General features: G+C 70.6%; 21 protein-coding genes. 10 read left to right on the forward strand and 11 right to left on the reverse strand.

Annotated features, from left to right (window positions below):
- From JF597_RS03840 to JF597_RS03860, 5 genes are all read right to left on the reverse strand, one after another.
- On the reverse strand, positions 1-256 hold a 256-nt coding region (locus JF597_RS03840; RefSeq protein ID WP_293988717.1), incomplete at its 3' end, for a hypothetical protein.
- A gap of 367 nt (positions 257-623) precedes the next feature.
- Positions 624-1103 (reverse strand): GNAT family N-acetyltransferase, encoded by a 480-nt coding sequence (locus JF597_RS03845; protein WP_293988720.1) that lies wholly within the window; start codon positions 1101-1103, stop codon positions 624-626.
- 245 nt (positions 1104-1348) lie between these two features.
- Positions 1349-2251, reverse strand: a complete 903-nt coding sequence (ppk2, locus tag JF597_RS03850; protein WP_293988723.1) for a polyphosphate kinase 2 — start codon at positions 2249-2251, stop codon at positions 1349-1351.
- Positions 2252-2287: 36 nt separating this feature from the next.
- Positions 2288-2518 carry a hypothetical protein gene (locus tag JF597_RS03855; protein ID WP_293988725.1) on the reverse strand — a complete coding sequence of 77 codons (231 nt, stop codon included), beginning with the start codon at positions 2516-2518 and terminating at the stop codon, positions 2288-2290.
- A 14-nt stretch (positions 2519-2532) separates the two neighbouring features.
- A complete protein-coding gene (locus tag JF597_RS03860; protein WP_293988728.1) occupies positions 2533-3687 on the reverse strand; it encodes an inorganic phosphate transporter in 1155 nt (384 codons plus the stop codon).
- Positions 3688-3841: 154 nt separating this feature from the next.
- Here JF597_RS03860 and JF597_RS03865 point away from each other — a divergent pair, with 154 nt between their 5' ends.
- The 3 genes from JF597_RS03865 to JF597_RS03875 are packed head-to-tail and all read left to right on the forward strand — an operon-like array spanning position 3842 to position 5427.
- Positions 3842-4195, forward strand: a complete 354-nt coding sequence (locus JF597_RS03865; protein WP_093499149.1) for a helix-turn-helix transcriptional regulator — start codon at positions 3842-3844, stop codon at positions 4193-4195.
- 53 nt (positions 4196-4248) lie between these two features.
- Positions 4249-4668: a VOC family protein gene (locus tag JF597_RS03870; protein ID WP_293988731.1), complete on the forward strand. Its 420-nt coding sequence runs from the start codon at positions 4249-4251 to the stop codon at positions 4666-4668.
- An 18-nt stretch (positions 4669-4686) separates the two neighbouring features.
- Positions 4687-5427 carry a VOC family protein gene (locus tag JF597_RS03875; RefSeq protein WP_293988734.1) on the forward strand — a complete coding sequence of 247 codons (741 nt, stop codon included), beginning with the start codon at positions 4687-4689 and terminating at the stop codon, positions 5425-5427.
- A 10-nt stretch (positions 5428-5437) separates the two neighbouring features.
- Here JF597_RS03875 and JF597_RS03880 read toward each other — a convergent pair whose 3' ends face one another.
- The 4 genes from JF597_RS03880 to JF597_RS03895 all read right to left on the reverse strand — a co-directional run bounded on the left by JF597_RS03880 (position 5438) and on the right by JF597_RS03895 (position 8782).
- Positions 5438-5782 (reverse strand): DUF952 domain-containing protein, encoded by a 345-nt coding sequence (locus JF597_RS03880; RefSeq protein ID WP_293988736.1) that lies wholly within the window; start codon positions 5780-5782, stop codon positions 5438-5440.
- Between the two features lie 9 nt (positions 5783-5791).
- On the reverse strand, positions 5792-6001 hold the full coding sequence (locus JF597_RS03885; RefSeq protein ID WP_293988738.1) for a hypothetical protein: 210 nt from the start codon (positions 5999-6001) through the stop codon (positions 5792-5794).
- 160 nt (positions 6002-6161) lie between these two features.
- Positions 6162-7262, reverse strand: coding sequence for a family 2 encapsulin nanocompartment cargo protein polyprenyl transferase (locus JF597_RS03890; RefSeq protein ID WP_293988740.1), 1101 nt, complete (start codon positions 7260-7262; stop codon positions 6162-6164).
- 113 nt (positions 7263-7375) lie between these two features.
- Positions 7376-8782, reverse strand: a complete 1407-nt coding sequence (locus JF597_RS03895) for a family 2B encapsulin nanocompartment shell protein (protein ID WP_293988742.1) — start codon at positions 8780-8782, stop codon at positions 7376-7378.
- Between the two features lie 300 nt (positions 8783-9082).
- Here JF597_RS03895 and JF597_RS03900 point away from each other — a divergent pair, with 300 nt between their 5' ends.
- Positions 9083-9673 carry an N-acetylmuramoyl-L-alanine amidase gene (locus JF597_RS03900; protein WP_293988744.1) on the forward strand — a complete coding sequence of 197 codons (591 nt, stop codon included), beginning with the start codon at positions 9083-9085 and terminating at the stop codon, positions 9671-9673.
- Between the two features lie 33 nt (positions 9674-9706).
- Entirely contained in the window at positions 9707-10588 is an 882-nt protein-coding gene (locus JF597_RS03905) for a pyridoxal-phosphate dependent enzyme (protein ID WP_293988747.1), read from the forward strand.
- A gap of 34 nt (positions 10589-10622) precedes the next feature.
- Here JF597_RS03905 and JF597_RS03910 read toward each other — a convergent pair whose 3' ends face one another.
- The gene (locus JF597_RS03910; RefSeq protein ID WP_293988750.1) at positions 10623-12218 is read right to left on the reverse strand and encodes a Na+/H+ antiporter; all 1596 of its coding nucleotides are present in this window, start codon (positions 12216-12218) and stop codon (positions 10623-10625) included.
- 61 nt (positions 12219-12279) lie between these two features.
- Between JF597_RS03910 and JF597_RS03915 the strand changes: the two genes are divergently transcribed.
- The 3 genes from JF597_RS03915 to JF597_RS03925 all read left to right on the forward strand — a co-directional run bounded on the left by JF597_RS03915 (position 12280) and on the right by JF597_RS03925 (position 14317).
- A complete protein-coding gene (locus JF597_RS03915) occupies positions 12280-12540 on the forward strand; it encodes a UBP-type zinc finger domain-containing protein (protein ID WP_293988753.1) in 261 nt (86 codons plus the stop codon).
- Between the two features lie 272 nt (positions 12541-12812).
- A complete protein-coding gene (locus JF597_RS03920; protein ID WP_004925829.1) occupies positions 12813-13226 on the forward strand; it encodes an anti-sigma regulatory factor in 414 nt (137 codons plus the stop codon).
- Entirely contained in the window at positions 13223-14317 is a 1095-nt protein-coding gene (locus JF597_RS03925; RefSeq protein WP_293988845.1) for an RNA polymerase sigma factor SigF, read from the forward strand. The genes JF597_RS03920 and JF597_RS03925 overlap by 4 nt, the downstream gene beginning before the upstream one ends.
- Before the next feature lie 82 nt (positions 14318-14399).
- Here the strand turns inward: JF597_RS03925 and JF597_RS03930 are convergent, their stop codons facing one another.
- Positions 14400-14840, reverse strand: a complete 441-nt coding sequence (locus tag JF597_RS03930) for a hypothetical protein (RefSeq protein ID WP_293988848.1) — start codon at positions 14838-14840, stop codon at positions 14400-14402.
- A 116-nt stretch (positions 14841-14956) separates the two neighbouring features.
- Between JF597_RS03930 and JF597_RS03935 the strand changes: the two genes are divergently transcribed.
- Both JF597_RS03935 and JF597_RS03940 read left to right on the forward strand, forming a co-directional pair.
- Positions 14957-15925: a diacylglycerol kinase family protein gene (locus tag JF597_RS03935; RefSeq protein ID WP_293988850.1), complete on the forward strand. Its 969-nt coding sequence runs from the start codon at positions 14957-14959 to the stop codon at positions 15923-15925.
- Between the two features lie 320 nt (positions 15926-16245).
- Positions 16246-16359 (forward strand): WhiB family transcriptional regulator (locus tag JF597_RS03940; protein ID WP_293988857.1); only part of this gene is annotated, 114 nt, incomplete at its 3' end.

A 16359-nucleotide genomic window follows, 5' to 3' on the forward strand; every position in this document is an offset into this window, starting at 1 on the left:
ACCTGTCGACAGTGGCACGGGAAGCGGCCGCCGCGACATCGGTTGGAGAGTCGGCGATCCGCCCTCCATTCGTGGCGCGCACGCGCACCGCGATCTGCTGGGCAGCACCCTCGTCGCGTGAGCGCACGAACTCAAGGGCGGCCCAGACGAGAGCGCACGCCACGGTGGCACCGATCACCGAGAGGCTCCACTGATCAGTCATCAGGTTCACACAGACGCTTACCACCACGCCCGCGACGACAGAAGCACTGGCCATGAGCCCACGATGGTGTAACACCCTCACCCCCGGAATTCGTAGGGCCATAAGAATTGCATACGCACCAAGGGATGTTGTGGCGCCTGTGGGTGTGTCCCGCCCGGCACCCCAGTCCGCGCACAGTCCGCAAGACACCCACTCAAGACCGTCGCACCCCATCGCCACCAATCACCAAAAGGCCAGGTCAGCGCCCCACAGGAAACATCCCCGCAGGTCACCGACCCGGCCCATTACTAGGAGACCAAGAAGGCCTGACCCGCGCCCTCACCGGTTGCCAAGGCTTTATCCGACCGCACCCGGCCCGACAGACCGCCGTTCACGGTGTTCCGGAGGGTCCGGGTGCGGTCTTTTTCCTGCCGACGAGGGCCTACGGGGCGGCGGCCAGCTCCTTGAGCGACTCACCGGTCAGCCGGCAGATCCGCCACTCGTCCAGGAACTCCGCGCCGAGTGACCGGTAGAAGCCGATCGCCGGCTCGTTCCAGGCCAGCACCCACCACTCGAAGCGCTCGAAGCCGCTGCGCAGGCAGAGCGCGGCGAGGGCGGCGAGCAGGGCCCGGCCGTGGCCGCCGCCGCGGGCGCCGGGGCGTACGTAGAGGTCCTCCAGGTGCATGCCCCGGGTTCCGGTCCAGGTCGAGAAGCGTGGGAACCACAGCGCGTAGCCCACGAGTCCACGCGTGGTCTCGTCCTCGGCGACCAGCGCGTAGGCCGCCGGGTGGGGGCCGAACAGCGCCTCGCGGAGCTGCTCCCCGGTGGCCCGGGCCTGCTCCTCGGCCCGTTCGTAGGCGGCGAGTTCACGGATCATGGCACGGATCTCGGGGACGTCGTCCTCGGTGGCGGCGCGGATCATGCAAGGGATCATCCGTCACCGGCCGGACCATGTCCATCCGGTCAAGCCGCCGCTCCCCGGCGTCGCACCGACCGCGTATGGTCGTTCGCGAGCGCAATTCCGATCACGAACTCCGTCATGGGCGGGGACCGGCCGGCTCCGGCGGACCGGTTCTCCGCCAAGTCGGCGGACCAGCACGGGAGTTGGGGGCCGGGCACGGGGAAGGGCCGGTCGGAGGTCCGACCGGCCCCTGGCGGCGACGGGTGCTACTGCCCGCCGTGGTCGTCCTCGCCCGCCTCCAGCAGGCCGGCCGCCGCACCCACGATCCGCGGATCCGGGCTGCCGACGACCTCCTCGTCCTTGTCGGCGTAGTCGAAGCGGGCCAGCACGCTGCGCATGGCCTCGACGCGGGCCCGCTTCTTGTCGTTGCTCTTCACCACGGTCCAGGGCGCGTACTCGGTGTCCGTCTCGCGGAACATCGCGACCTTCGCGGCCGTGTAGTTGTCCCAGAGGTCCAGCGAGGCCAGATCCATGGGGCTGAGCTTCCACTGCCGTACCGGGTCGACCTGGCGGATGGTGAAGCGGGTCCGCTGCTCGCCCTGCGAGACCGAGAACCAGAACTTCACCAGGTCCACCCCGTCGTCCACCAGCATCCGCTCGAAGAGCGGGGCCTGGCGCATGAAGCGCCGGTACTGGTCGTCCGTGCAGAAGCCCATGACCCGCTCGACACCGGCCCGGTTGTACCAGGAACGGTCGAACATCACGATCTCACCGGCGGTCGGCAGGTGCTCGACGTAGCGCTGGAAGTACCACTGACCGCTCTCGCGCTCCGTGGGCTTCTCCAGGGCCACCACGCGCGCGCCACGGGGGTTCAGGTGCTCCGTGAAGCGCTTGATGGTGCCGCCCTTGCCGGCCGCGTCCCGGCCCTCGAAGACGATGACTATCCGGCGTCCCGTCTCCTTGATCCAGGTCTGCAGCTTCAGCAGCTCGATCTGCTGGAGCCGCTTGTGCCACTCGTGCTCCTTGCGCTCCATGCGGGACGCGTACGGGTAGTTCTCCCGCCAGGTGTCGATCGGGGATCCGTCCGGGCGGATGAGTACGGGGTCGTCCGGGTCGCTGTAGTCGACCTTCAGGTCGGCCAGGTCGGACAGCAGGTCCGGCGTCGTCATCCAGTCCTCCTCAGCGGCTTGGTGGGTGTCCGGGGATCAGTGGAACTGCGGCACGATCAGGTAGATGCCGTACGCCACCACCGCCACGCAGGCGAGGAAGCACAGCCCTGCCTGGGCGACGCCGACGGCGCTGGTGCCGCCCTGCTCCCTGGCCCCCTCGTGGCGGGCGAGCCCGAGGACGCCGAGAGCGAAGACAACCACCACTGCGAATGTAACTCCGATGCTCACCGCGGTGACCTGGCCGAGTGCGGTCCAGTCGATGTTCATGGGAACTCCCCCACTCAGGCGGCGGTGCCGACGTTGGCCGGGCGCGCGGTGCGGACGGCGACCTCGTGGCCGTCGTTGACGTTCTTCGCGTCGATCGGGTTGCGGCGCGACAGCACGACGATGCCGGCCGCGAGCGCGGCGCCGACCAGCGCGACCACGACGGTGCCGAAGTTGCCGCCGTGCTTGACCGCGTACGCGGAGATGCCGCCGACCAGCGCGGCACAGGGCAGCGTGATCACCCAGGCGGCCACCATCCGGCCGGCGACGCCCCAGCGGACCTCCGCGAGCCGCCGGCCGACGCCCGCGCCGAGGATGGACCCGGAGGCGACCTGCGTGGTGGAGAGCGCGAAGCCCATGTGGGCGGAGGTCAGGATGACGGCCGTGGAGGCGGTCTCCGCCGCGAAGCCCTGCGGGGACTGGATCTCGGTGAGGCCCTTGCCCATGGTGCGGATGATCCGCCAGCCGCCGATGTAGGTGCCGAGGGCGATGGCGAGGCCGGCGGTGAAGATCACCCAGACCGGCGGGCCGGCGTCGCCCGGGAGCGCGCCGACGGAGATCAGGGTCAGGGTGATGATGCCCATGGTCTTCTGGGCGTCGTTGGTGCCGTGCGCGAGCGAGACCAGCGAGGCCGAGCCGATCTGGCCGAGCCGGAAACCCTTGCTCACGGAGTCCGCGCGGCCGCGGGCGGTGAGTTTGTAGGCGCAGTACGTCGCGATCAGCGCGGCGACGCCCGCCACCACCGGCGAGGCGAAAGCCGGGATGATGATCTTCTCGACGACCTTGTCGAAGTTGACCGCGCTCGAGCCCGCGCCGACCCACACGGCTCCGATCAGGCCGCCGAACAGGGCGTGCGAGGAACTGGACGGCAGTCCGACCAGCCAGGTCATCAGATTCCACAGGATCGCCCCGACCAGCCCGGCGAAGATCATCGCCGGGGTCACCTTGGCGTCGTTCACGATGCCGCCGGAGATCGTCTTGGCGACCTCCGTGGAGAGGAAGGCTCCGACCAGGTTCAGTACGCCGCTGATCAGGACCGCTGTCTTGGGTTTGAGCGCACCGGTGGCGATGGACGTGGCCATCGCGTTCGCCGTGTCGTGAAACCCGTTGGTGAAGTCGAACGCAAGAGCGGTGACGATCACGACCGCCACGAGGAACGTGATGTGGTCCATTCCTTTATGCAAACAAGCCCGGGCCAATTACGCGAGAACCAGAGGGAAACGCGCGTCCAAAAACAAACCCTCACTGTGTGTGCGATGTGCATGCCATGCTGGGCGGGTGACCCCGCTGGAGGACCTGAGGCGACTGCGCCGGACGCGTGACCGCATGGACCGCGAGTACGCCGAGCCGCTCGACATGGCCGAGCTCGCCCGTACCGCCCTCATGTCCCCCGGCCACTTCCAGCGCAGCTTCCGCAAGGCCTTCGGGGAGACCCCGTACAGCTATCTCATGACCCGGCGGGTCGAGCGGGCCAAGGCGCTGCTGCGCCGGGGCGACCTCACGGTCACCGAGGTGTGCATGGCGGTCGGCTGTACGTCGCTGGGGTCCTTCAGCTCGCGGTTCACCGAACTGGTCGGGGAGACGCCGAGCGCGTACCGGGCGCGGGACCACGAGGAGAGCACGGTCATCCCGTCCTGCGTGGCCCGTACCTTCACGCGGCCACGCCGTCGGCCGTACTGACCGCGCGGGACCGACCGCACGCGCCCACGGGCGTTTCCTCCTAGCCTGACCTCATGGACGTAAAACTCGCGCAGTGTTTCATCGCCGTCGACGACCACGACAAGGCGCTGGCCTTCTACCGGGACGTTCTCGGCCTGGAGGTCCACAACGACGTGGAGTTCGAGGGGATGCGGTGGGTGACCGTCGGGTCCCCGCAGCAGCCGGGCGTGGAGATCGTGCTGGAGCCGCCGGGCGCCAACCCGGACGCCTCCCCCGCCGACCGGCAGGCCATGGCCGAACTGCTCGCCAAGGGCATGCTGCGCGGGGTGATCTTCTCCACCACCGACTGCGACGCGCTGTACGAGCGGGTGCGGGAGTACGGCGGTGACGTGATCCAGGAGCCGATGGACCAGCACTGGGGCGTGCGGGACTGCGCGTTCCGGGACCCGGCGGGGAACCTGCTGCGCTTCACGGAGCGCCGGCCGGCCGACTAGCGCACCTACGATCACCGCATGAGCATCCGCTGGACGTACGCCTTCGTCGACCGCCCCGCCGCGCACCTCGCCACCGCCCAGGCGTTCTGGACCGCCGTCACCGGCACCTTCCTCTCCGCGCCCCGGGGCGAGAACGACGAGTTCGTGACGCTGCTGCCGTCCTCCGGCGTCGACGCCTGCGTCAAGCTCCAGGGGGTCGAGTCGGGCCCGGGCGGAGCCCACCTGGACCTCTGCGTCGAGGACGTGCCGGGCCTGGTGAAGCGGGCCCGGGAACTCGGCGCCGAGCCGGTCGCCGAGCACGACGGGTGGGCCGTCCTGCGCTCGCCTGCCGGGCGGTTGTGGTGCGCCGTGCCCTGGCACGGGGAGTCGGTACGGCCGCCGGTCGTGGCGGGCAGCCGGCTCGACCAGGTCTGCCTGGACATCCCGCCGTCCGCGTACGAGAGGGAGACCGCGTTCTGGGCGCAGCTGACCGGCTGGGAGCTGCTGACCGGCGCGCTGCCGGAGTTCCGGGTGCTCAGGCAGCCGGCCGGGCTGCCGGTGCGGATCCTGCTCCAGCAGTTGGACGACGAGCAGCCCGCCGCCGCCCACCTCGACCTGGCCTGCGCGGACATCCCGGCGACCCGCGCCCGGCACGAGGAACTCGGCGCCGTGCACGTGGCCGACGGCCGCCACTGGACGGTCATGCGCGACCCGGCGGGCGGCGCCTACTGCCTCACCGGCCGCGACCCGCAGACCGGCGGCCTCCCGAACCGGGCGTAGGGGGCAGGAACTAGGCTCCGTGCGGGGCCCAGGGCTCCACGTCCACCACGGCCTCGACCGGTATCGGCCCGTACACGTGCGGGAACTCCTCGCCGCCCGGCTCCGGTGCCTCCCACTTCACCGGGGCGCCGACCCGGGCCGGATCCACCACCAGCACCACCAGTTCGTCCGGGCCCTCGTAGGAGCCGTACAGGAAGGCCGCCACGCGCGGCAGTTGGTCGCGGCTGGAGCAGTGGATGAAGCCCTCCTCCTGAAGGGTGCGGCCGCGGGTGGACAGCTCGTAGCGGCCCCGCGCGCGGGCCTCCTCCCAGAGGGAGCGTTCGGTGATGTGCAGGATGTTCGGGAGTGCGGTCATGGGCTCACGCTACGGTCCCCGCCCCGCGGACCCGGGCGGCGGGGGCCTGCGCGGTGACGACTCCTGCGGGCCCGGCGGCCCGGTGTGCTCGCCGCAGTGGGGATTACGGCAGGGACCGGGTCCCCAGACCGGAACCCAGGCGCCCAGGGTCTTGCGCCGGCCCACCACACGCTCGACGGGCTGTCCGCAGACGGGACAGACCTGGTCCTGGCTGTCCATGCCCCCAGCGTAGGCCGGACCCGGTTGCCGCGCCCGGCAGGAAAGCCACAGGAATCGGCGAGCCCCGCACGCCGTGGGGATGTGCGGGACCCGTCGGGCCGGAGCCCCCGGAGAACCGTGCGGGGTCAGGAGCCGCGCGGTCCCGGGGGCTCCGGGGTCTTCACCTGCTGCGCCGGGTCACGAACTCGGCGAGCGCGAGCAGGCCGCCGGCCGCCTCCGGGCCGGGCACGGCGCGGGCGAGCTCCTGCATCGCCCGGGCCATCCGGTCGGCCGCCTCGGACTGCGCCCAGTCCCGGCCGCCCGCCTCCTCCACGGCCAGCGCGGTCCGCGCGATCTCGTCGGCGTCCGCCCGCACATGCGGTTTGGCGTACAGCTCGGCGAGGCCGGCGGCGGCCGGGGTGCCGGAGGTGAGGGCCGCGACGACCGGCAGCGACTTCTTGCGGGCCGCCAGGTCCGCGCCGGCCGGCTTGCCGGTGCGCCGGGGGTCACCCCATATCCCGATGACGTCGTCGATCAGCTGGAAGGCCAGCCCGGCCTGGCGGCCGAAGCCGTCGAGCGCCGCCACCTCCGCGGCTCCCGCCCCCGCGTACAGCGCGCCCAGCGCGCAGGCGCAGCCGAGCAGCGCCCCTGTCTTGGCCTCGGCCATGACGAGCACCTCGTCGAGAGTGACCTCGTCCGGTGCCCGGTCCTCCAGGGCCGTGTCCGCGTGTTGTCCCGCGCACAGTTCGAGGACGCAGTCCGCGAGCCGGGCGGCGGCCGCCGCGGACGCCGGGTGCGGGTCCCCGGCGAGCAGCCGGAAGGCCAGCGCCTGGAGGGCGTCCCCGGCGAGGATGGCGTCCGCGTCGCCGAACACGGTCCAGGCGGTGGGCCGGTGCCTGCGAGAGGTGTCCCGGTCCATGACGTCGTCGTGCAGCAGGGTGAAGTTGTGCACCAGCTCCACGGCGGCCGCGGCCCGTACGGCGGCCGCGCGGGCCGCCGGCCCGCCGAGCGCGTCGGCGGCGGCGAGGACCAGCGCGGGCCGGATGGCCTTGCCCGCGTTGCCGTCCGCCGGGGTGCCGTCCGCGTGCTCCCAGCCGAAGTGGTAGCGCGCGATCCGTCGCATCGCACCGGGCAACGACGCCACCGCGGTGCGCAGTTCGGGGTCGACGGACGCCCGGACCCGCTCCAGTATCACCGCCGCCTCGGACCCGTCGAGCGACTCCGACCGCCCCGGCGGCGGCTGCGCGGCACGCTGCTGCCGTTCCGTCACGAACTCGGCCATGGCCTCCCCCTCGTGGAGTGCGCGTACGGTGGCGTCTCCGCCACGGCTCGGCACGTACCCCGAGGGTGTACCCGCCCCGGAGGGCGGGGACACGGCCACCACGTGCGGAAACGTCACCTCCAGCGGCCGATCTCGACGTTCTCCAGCACTCCGAGGGCGTCCGGGACCAGCACGGCGGCCGAGTAGTAGGCCGTGACCAGGTAACTGATGATCGCCTGCTCGTTGATGCCCATGAAGCGGACCGAGAGGCTCGGCTCGATCTCGTCGGGGATTCCGGACTGCCGCAGTCCGATGACGCCCTGGTTGTCCTCTCCGGTACGCATGGCGATGATCGAGGTGGTCCGGGCCTCGGTCACCGGGATCTTGTTGCAGGGGTAGATCGGGACTCCGCGCCAGGTCGGGATGCGGTTGCCGCCGATCTCGACGGTCTCCGGGACCAGTCCGCGCTTGTTGAGCTCACGGCCGAAGGCGGCGATGGCACGGGGGTGGGCGAGGAAGAGCTTGGTGCCGCGCCGGCGGCTGAGCAGCTCGTCCATGTCGTCGGGGCTGGGCACGCCGTCGTGCGGCTGCAGCCGCTGGTCGTACTGGCAGTTGCTGAGCAGGCCGAACTCCCGGTTGTTGATGAGCTCGTGCTCCTGGCGCTCCTTCAACGCCTCGACGGTGAGCCGCAACTGGTGCTCGGTCTGGTTCATCGGCTGGTTGTAGAGGTCGGCCACACGGGTGTGGATGCGCAGCACGGTCTGGGCGATGCTCAGCTCGTACTCACGCGGCCGGGCCTCGTAGTCGACGAAGGTGTGCGGGATGTCGGGCTCGCCGCTGTGGCCGGCCGCGAGGGCGACCTCCTTCTCGCCGTACTTGTTGGTGCGCTGCTCGGGGATCGCGCGCAGCTGCTGAAGGTGCTCGCGCAGCGAGTCGGCCCGCTCGGCGACCTGCTCGAAGTCCTGCCGGGACAGGGTCAGGACGGTGCAGGCCGTGTCCGCACGGGCGGTGTACTCCCAGATGGCGTCCGGGTCGATCAGGCCCTGCTCGCCGAAGTAGGCGCCGTCGCCGAGGACGCCGAGCACCGCGTCGTCGCCGTAGGGGCCGGTGCCGACCTTCTCGACGCGGCCGTGGGCCAGCAGGTGGACCTCGTCCGCCCCGTTGCCGAACGAGGCGATGACGTCGCCCGGGGCGAAGTCGCGCTGCCGGCAGCGCTGGGCCAGCTCGGCCAGCACCTCCTCGTCGTCGTACGACCGCAGGATGGGCAGCTCGCCCAGCTCCGCGGGGATGACCTCGACCCGGTCGCCGGTCTTCAGGAAGGTGATACGGCCGTCGCCGACCGTGTAGGTGAGCCGTCGGTTCACCCGGTACGTGCCGCCCTGGACATCGACCCAGGGCAGCGTCCGCAGCAGCCAGCGGGAGCTGATCTCCTGCATCTGGGGCGCGGACTTGGTTGTGGTGGCCAGGTTCCGCGCGGCCGCGGTGTCCAGGGACTGCTGCGGCTTGCCCTGATCCGTGCGGACCTCTTCGCCTACCGACATAAGGAAATGCCCTCCCATACCTGCGTGGGCGCCGAACTGCCCACGCATCGGTCTCACGGGCCACCCTGTCATCACGGAGCGTGCCGGGACCATTACCCGAAAGAGCGGGAATAGATCATCGCACTGCTGGGCATGCCGACATATCGCCTCGTCCCCCATTCCTCGATATGGCGACTTGTCCGGATTGGCTCGCACGGAATGCGAACAAGTTCGAACGGGACTGGTCCGGTAAGCCCGACTTCTGTAGAAAGCCCAGAAGATCTGGAAGATCCGGGTAGTTCAGATGCGAAGGAGGCGGCCATGGCCCCACCCATGTCCGCGGACGCTTTCCTCGACGCGTTGCGCGACGAGGGCGTCACCGTCGTCGAGGTCGGCGACTGGAGGGACCACAACCGGAACCACAAGGGCCCCTGGGGCCCCGTCCACGGCGTGATAATCCACCACACGGTGACCCACGGCACCGAACCCACGGTCCGGATCTGCCGCGACGGCCACCCCGGCCTCCCCGGCCCGCTGTGCCACGGCGTCATCACCAAGGACGGCACGGTCCATCTCGTCGGCTACGGCCGCACCAACCACGCGGGGCTGGGCGACGACGACGTGCTGCGCGCGGTGATCGCGGAGAAGGCGCTGCCCCCGGACAACGAGGCGGACACGGACGGCAACCGGCACTTCTACGGCTTCGAGTGCGAGAACCGGGGCGACGGCGAGGACCCCTGGCCCGAGGCCCAGCTGGGGGCGATCGAGAAGGTGGCCGCGGCGGTGTGCCGGCGGCACGGCTGGTCGGAGCGGTCGGTGATCGGTCACCTGGAGTGGCAGCCGGGAAAGGTGGATCCGCGCGGCTTCTCGATGTCCTGGCTGCGCGACCGCGTCGGGGAGCGGCTGAAGTGAGTCCGCACCGGTGTCCCGGGCCACAATGACGACGTGACCAGCGCCGACATACTCGCCCCCCGGCTCCCCTCCCCGCTTGAGGAGGTGACCGACGACCGTTTCGCCCGGCACGGCGTCCGTCTCCTCCTCAAGCGGGACGACCTGATCCATCCCGAGCTGATCGGCAACAAGTGGCGCAAGCTGGTCCCGAACATCGAGGCGGCGGCCGGCCGGCCCGTCCTCACCTTCGGCGGCGCGTACTCCAACCACCTGCGCGCGACGGCCGCCGCGGGCCGTCTCCTCGGCTTCCCGACGGTGGGCGTGGTGCGGGGTGAGGAGCTGGCGGGTCGGCCGCTGAATCCGTCGCTGGCGCGGTGTGCGGCCGACGGCATGCGGCTGCACTTCGTCGACAGGCCGACGTACCGGCGCAAGGCCGAGCCGGAGGTGCTGGCCGCTCTGGTGCGGGCGGCGGGGGCCGAGGACGCCTGTGTGGTGCCGGAGGGCGGCAGCAACGCGGCCGCGGTCCGCGGTTGCCGCGCGCTCGGCGCGGAGCTGCGGGGGCGGGCCGACGTGGTGGCGATCGCCTGCGGGACCGGGGGCACGCTGGCCGGGCTGGCCGCCGGACTGGGGGCGGGGCAGCGGGCGCTGGGGATACCGGTGCTGAAGGGCGGCTTCCTGGCGGGCGAGATAGGGCGGTTGCAGGCGGAGGCGTTCGGGGGGCGGCGCGGCCGGTGGTCGCTCGACGAGCGGTTCCACTTCGGCGGGTACGGGCGTACGACACCGGAACTCGACGCCTTCGCCGCGGACTTCGAGGAGCGGCACGGGGTGCGGGTGGAGCGGCTGTATGTCGCCAAGTTGCTGTACGGGCTCCTCGAGCTGGCGCGGGAGGGCGACCTGGGGCGGGACGTGACCGTGGCGGCGGTGGTGACGGCCTGATCGGCCGGCCTGACCCCGGCCCGCGTCCCGGGTGTCACTCGGCCTCCCGGTACGCCGCCGCCTCCTCCAGGTCCAGCCGGCGCAGCAGGGTGCGTAGCATCTCGTCGTCGATGTAGCGGTGGTCGCGGAGCCGGACGAATACCGCGCGTTCGGCGCTGATCATCTCACTGGAGAGGCGGCGGTAGGTGTCGTCGACGGACTCGCCGGTGATCGGGTTGGTCTGGCCGAGGCGTTCCCAGACGGCGTTGCGGCGGCGCTCCAGGACCGTGCGGAGGCGGTCGGCGAGCGAGGGCGGGAGTTCGTTGCGGTCGTCCGAGAGGAGTTCGTCGAGGCGGGCCTCGGCCGCACGGGAGGCCTGGGCCTGGGCGTTCGCCTCGGCGAGGGTCTCGGCCTGCGGGTCGCGGCCGGGAAAGCTCAGCCGGCGGATCAGCGGGGGCAGGGTCAGGCCCTGCACGACCAGCGTGCCGATCACCGTGGTGAACGTCAGGAACAGGATCAGGTTGCGGTGCGGGAAGGCGCCGCCGCCGTGGACGGTGATCGGGATGGAGAAGGCGATGGCCAGGGAGACCACCCCGCGCATCCCTGCCCACGCGGTGACCATCGCGCCCTTCCAGGTGGGGTTCGGCTCCCGCTCGCGGATCCGCGCGGAGAAAATCCGGGGCAGGAAGGCCGCCGGGTAGACCCAGGCGAACCGGGCCGCGACGACCACCAGGAAGACGGCGACGGCGTACCAGGCGGCCTCCGCGCCCTTGTACTGCCCGAGCCCCCGCAGGACGATCGGCAGTTGCAGGCCGATCAGGGCGAACACCGCGGACTCCAGGATGAACGCGACCATCTTCCACACCGCCCCCTCCTGGAGCCGGGTGGCGAAGTCGACCTCCCACGCGCGGTGGCCGAGATAGAGGGCGACCACCACGACGGCGAGGACGCCGGAGGCATGGAACTGCTCGGCGATGCCGTAGGCGACGAACGGGATGAGCAGGGACAGGGTGTTCTGGATCAGCGGCTCCTTCAGATGGGTGCGGAGCCAGTGCAGGGGCGCCATCAGGATCAGGCCGACGCCCACTCCGCCCACCGCCGCGAGCAGGAACTCCTCGATGCCGCCGGCCCAGGTGGCGCCCTCGCCGACGGCCGCCGCGAGGGCGACCTTGTAGGCGGTGATCGCGGTGGCGTCGTTCAGCAGCGACTCGCCCTGGAGGATCGTCGTGATCCGGGAGGGCAGCCCGACCCGGCGCGCGACCGCCGTCGCCGCCACCGCGTCCGGCGGAGCCACCACCGCGCCCAGCACGAGCGCGGCCGTCAGCGGCATGCCCGGCACGAGCAGGTAGACCGCCCAGCCCACCACGACCGTCGCGAAGAGCACGTATCCCACCGAGAGCAGCGCGACCGGCCGCAGCTGGGCCCGCAGGTCGAGGTAGGAGCTGTCGGACGCCGAGGTGTAGAGGAGCGGGGGCAGCAGCAGCGGCAGGACCACCTCGGGGTCGAGGGTGTAGTCGGGAATGCCGGGGATGTACGACACCACGAGTCCGACGGCCACCAGGAGCAGGGGCGCCGGCACCGGTGTGCGCCGGGCCGCCGCCGCGATCGCGGCGCTCCCTGCCACCAGCAACAGCAGTGGCATCACGTCCATGGTCCTCGCCCACCCTCTTTTTTCGCGCGGCCACCCGCACACCCGTCGTAATCTGGCAATCATGAAACAGTGCACGCACCGCGACGCGCTGCCGCATCCGGAACCCGAGCCGAAGAACGAGACCTGCCCGGAGTGTCTCGCCAAGGGCTGGCACCCGGTGCAGCTGCGGCTCTGTCTGACCTGTGGCCACGTCGCCTGCTGCGACTCGTCGCCCGGAAGACATGCGACCAGCCACCACGAAGCGTCCGGTCACCCGATAATGCGGACGTACGAGCCCGGCGAGGACTGGCGCTGGTGCTTCGTCGACCACGTCCTCGTGTGACACTGCACTACGGCCGCTGAAGACGACAGCGGCGACGGTTCGACGGTCCGACGTCGGGGTACGTCAACCCGGCGCGCGCTCTTCCCAATTGGGCGAGACAGACCTCTAGACACGGAGCGTATCCGCAGGTTTACTGTGAGTGACGCCAGGGGGTTGGGGTCCCGGGGACAGAAAAGTTCGGAGCGCGGTAGCGTCACCGCAGAACCACGTAGTGCGTTACCCCGGGGGGCGACCCTCGGCCCCGACAAGCTTGTACCACCATGGAGGTGAGGGTGTCCCAGATCGCAGGCGAGCCCGCGACCCAGGACTTCGTGGAAGTCCGGCTGCCGGCTGCGGGTGCCTACCTGTCGGTGCTGCGCACGGCCACGGCCGGTCTCGCCGCCCGCTTGGACTTCACCCTGGACGAGATCGAGGATCTGCGCATCGCGGTCGACGAGGCCTGCGCGATCCTGCTCCAGCAGGCCGTTCCCGGCTCGGTGCTCAGCTGTGTCTTCCGCCTCGTCGACGACTCGCTGGAGGTCACGGTCTCCGCTCCGACCACGGACGGTCACGCCCCCTCGCGCGACACTTTCGCCTGGACCGTGCTCTCGGCCCTGGCCGGCAAGGTCTCGTCGGCCGTCGACGAGGACAAGACCGTGTCGATCAGCCTCTACAAACAGCGCGGCGCGGGACCCGGGCCGGCGTGAGGAACGGGGACGGGCCGGTGCGGGACGAAGAGCGCGGCACACGGGAGCTGCCGGCCGGGGGCGAAGGCCCCGGGGCTGGCTCCCGCCGCATGGCTGACGGCATCGACGGCATCCCGGAACAGGCAAGGCCGCACCCGGAGGACCCCTCCGCGCAGGCCGGTCTGGAGGGTGCCGCGCAGAGCGCGCCCCCGGAAGGGCGGAACGGGGTCGCGGCCCCGCACCGAGCCGGGGCGAAGGCTCGCGGAAGGGCGACGGGCGGGACGATGAGCGAGCACGAGCGATACGCCGAAGACGAGGCGCTGGCCGCGGAGGTAGTGCAGGCGACCCAGCACACACCTCAGGACCGCAGCGGCGCGCGCGCCCTGTTCGTCGAGCTGCGCGGGCTCAAGGAGGGCAGCGCCGAGTACGCGGAGCTGCGCAATCGGCTGGTCCGGATGCATCTGCCGCTCGTGGAGCACCTCGCGCGCCGCTTCCGCAACCGCGGCGAGCCGCTGGACGACCTCACCCAGGTCGCCACCATCGGCCTGATCAAGTCGGTCGACCGGTTCGACCCGGACCGGGGCGTGGAGTTCTCGACCTACGCCACCCCGACCGTGGTCGGCGAGATCAAGCGCCACTTCCGCGACAAGGGCTGGGCCGTCCGCGTCCCGCGCCGCCTCCAGGAGCTGCGTCTCGCGCTCACCACCGCCACGGCGGAGCTGTCCCAGCAGCACGGCCGCTCCCCCACGGTGCACGAACTCGCCGAGAAGCTCGCGATCTCGGAGGAGGAGGTCCTGGAGGGCCTGGAGTCGGCCAACGCCTACTCCACGCTGTCCCTGGACGTCCCCGACACCGACGACGAGTCGCCCGCGGTCGCCGACACGCTCGGCGCGGAGGACGAGGCCCTGGAGGGCGTCGAGTACCGCGAGTCCCTCAAGCCCCTCCTGGAAGACCTCCCGCCCCGCGAGAAGCGGATCCTTCTCCTCCGCTTCTTCGGCAACATGACCCAGTCCCAGATCGCCCAGGAGGTCGGCATCAGCCAGATGCACGTCTCACGGCTGCTGGCGAGGACCCTGGCCCAGCTGCGGGAGAAGCTGCTCGTCGAAGAGTAAAGCGCCCCCGAAGGGGCGCTGGGGGTACCCCGGCCGAAGACTGGGGGAGGAACTTCGCACTCAGCCCCCACCCACCCGCGGATCAGCTACTACGCCCGGGCCCCTTGATCCCAAGGGCCTGGGTGGTAGCGGAGTTCACCAGCAGCACCAGCGAAGCCACCGCCACCACGGCGAGAACGATCCCCGCCGGAATCGCCACACTGTCGGCCTGCAGCAGGTTGTACGCCACCGGCAACGCCATGATCTGCGTGATCACCGCCGGCCCCCGGCTCCAGCTCTTCCGCCGCAGCAGCCCGCGCGCGGCGATCAGCGGCAACAGCGCCAGCACGATCACGGTGACACCCCCGGTGATCGCCTGCCCCCGGTCGTCCGGATCCCCGGCGAACCCGAGCACGGCCAGCCACACCCCGCCGGCCAGCAGGGCGAGCCCTTCCAGCCCGACCAGCGCGGCAGCGTACGTCAGCCGCCGCGGACGGGACTCCTCGATTCCGTCGGTCTTCTCAGCCGTAGGTGCTTCACTCACCCCAGAAGGGTAGCCCTCGGCTGACACACGTAAGTGTCGAGGCTCACGCCCCCATCTCTTACCGGATCCCTAACTCGGTCTGGGATCGGTACTTTCCAGTAGGTACGCTGCAATCCATGCGTGCACTTCTCGTGGTCAATCCGGCGGCTACCACCACAAGCGCACGTAGGCGCGACGTCCTCATCCACGCGCTCGCGAGCGAAGTGAAGCTGGAGGCGGTCACCACCGAGTACCGCGGCCACGCCCGCGACCTGGCGCGGCTCGCGGCGGAGAGCGACGACATCGACCTCGTCGTGGCGCTCGGCGGCGACGGCACGGTCAACGAAGTGGTCAACGGCCTCCTTCACAACGGACCCGACCCGGACCGGCTGCCCGGTCTCGCCGTGGTCCCCGGCGGCTCCACCAACGTCTTCGCCCGCGCCCTCGGCCTGCCGAACGACCCGGTCGAGGCCACCGGCGACCTGCTGGACGCACTGCGCGAGAAACGCCGGCGGTTCGTCGGCCTCGGCCTGACCGCCGGCACGCCCGGCACCGAGGACGAGGCGGTCCCGGCCCGCTGGTTCACCTTCAACGCGGGACTCGGCTTCGACGCGGGTGTCGTAGGCCGGGTCGAGCAGCAGCGCGAACTCGGTAAGAAATCCACGCACGCGCTGTACGTTCGTCAGGTCGTCCGGCAATTCCTCGGCGAGCAGCACCGCCGGCACGGGACGATCACACTGGAGCGGGCCGGCGCCGACCCGATCAACGATCTTGTCGTGGCGATAGTCTGCAACACCGCGCCCTGGACGTATCTCGGCAATCGCCCGATGTACACGTCACCTAAGGCCTCGTTCGATAAGGGCATCGACGTCCTCGGTCTCAGTCGGCTGTCGACCGCCGCGGCTGCCCGGTATGGCACACAGTTGCTCACTTCGTCCCCCGAGCACGGACCCCATGGCAAGCATGCGGTGTCCCTGCACGATCTGGACCAGTTCACCTTGCATTCGAAGGTCCCCCTCCCCCTCCAGATGGACGGCGACCACCTAGGACTGCGTACGAGCGTGACGTTCACAGGCGTACGCCGCGCACTGCGTGTGATTGTGTGAGCGGAACGGGCTAAAGTCCTTTCACTCGAACGTTTAGGCCAGGATCCACCCCATGGAAGTACGGCTGTGACCCAGTCGACACCGAGGAATCAAAAAAAACTTTCCGGAAGGGGTTGTATCCGTCGCTGAGGTTTGCGAGGCTCTACGTGGCGGTCGGGACAGCCCGCAACACCGGCGTCCACTGATCACCTGAATCCCCCTTCAACTCACAGGACCCCTGCCAGGGAACCTGGCGGTCGGCCCTTCACTTGTTGAGGGATTCGTGAAAGCGTTCACATTCACAAGCAACGTGCATGTAATACCAAGGAGAGGTAGCAGCCATGGACTGGCGTCACAACGCCGTTTGCCGCGAGGAAGACCCCGAGCTCTTCTTCCCCATCGGCAACACCGGTCCTGCGCTGCTGCAGATCGAGGAAGCCAAGGCCGTCTGCCGT

It is taken from the genome of Streptomyces sp., from assembly GCF_019510245.1.
Lineage (GTDB): Bacteria > Actinomycetota > Actinomycetes > Streptomycetales > Streptomycetaceae > Streptomyces.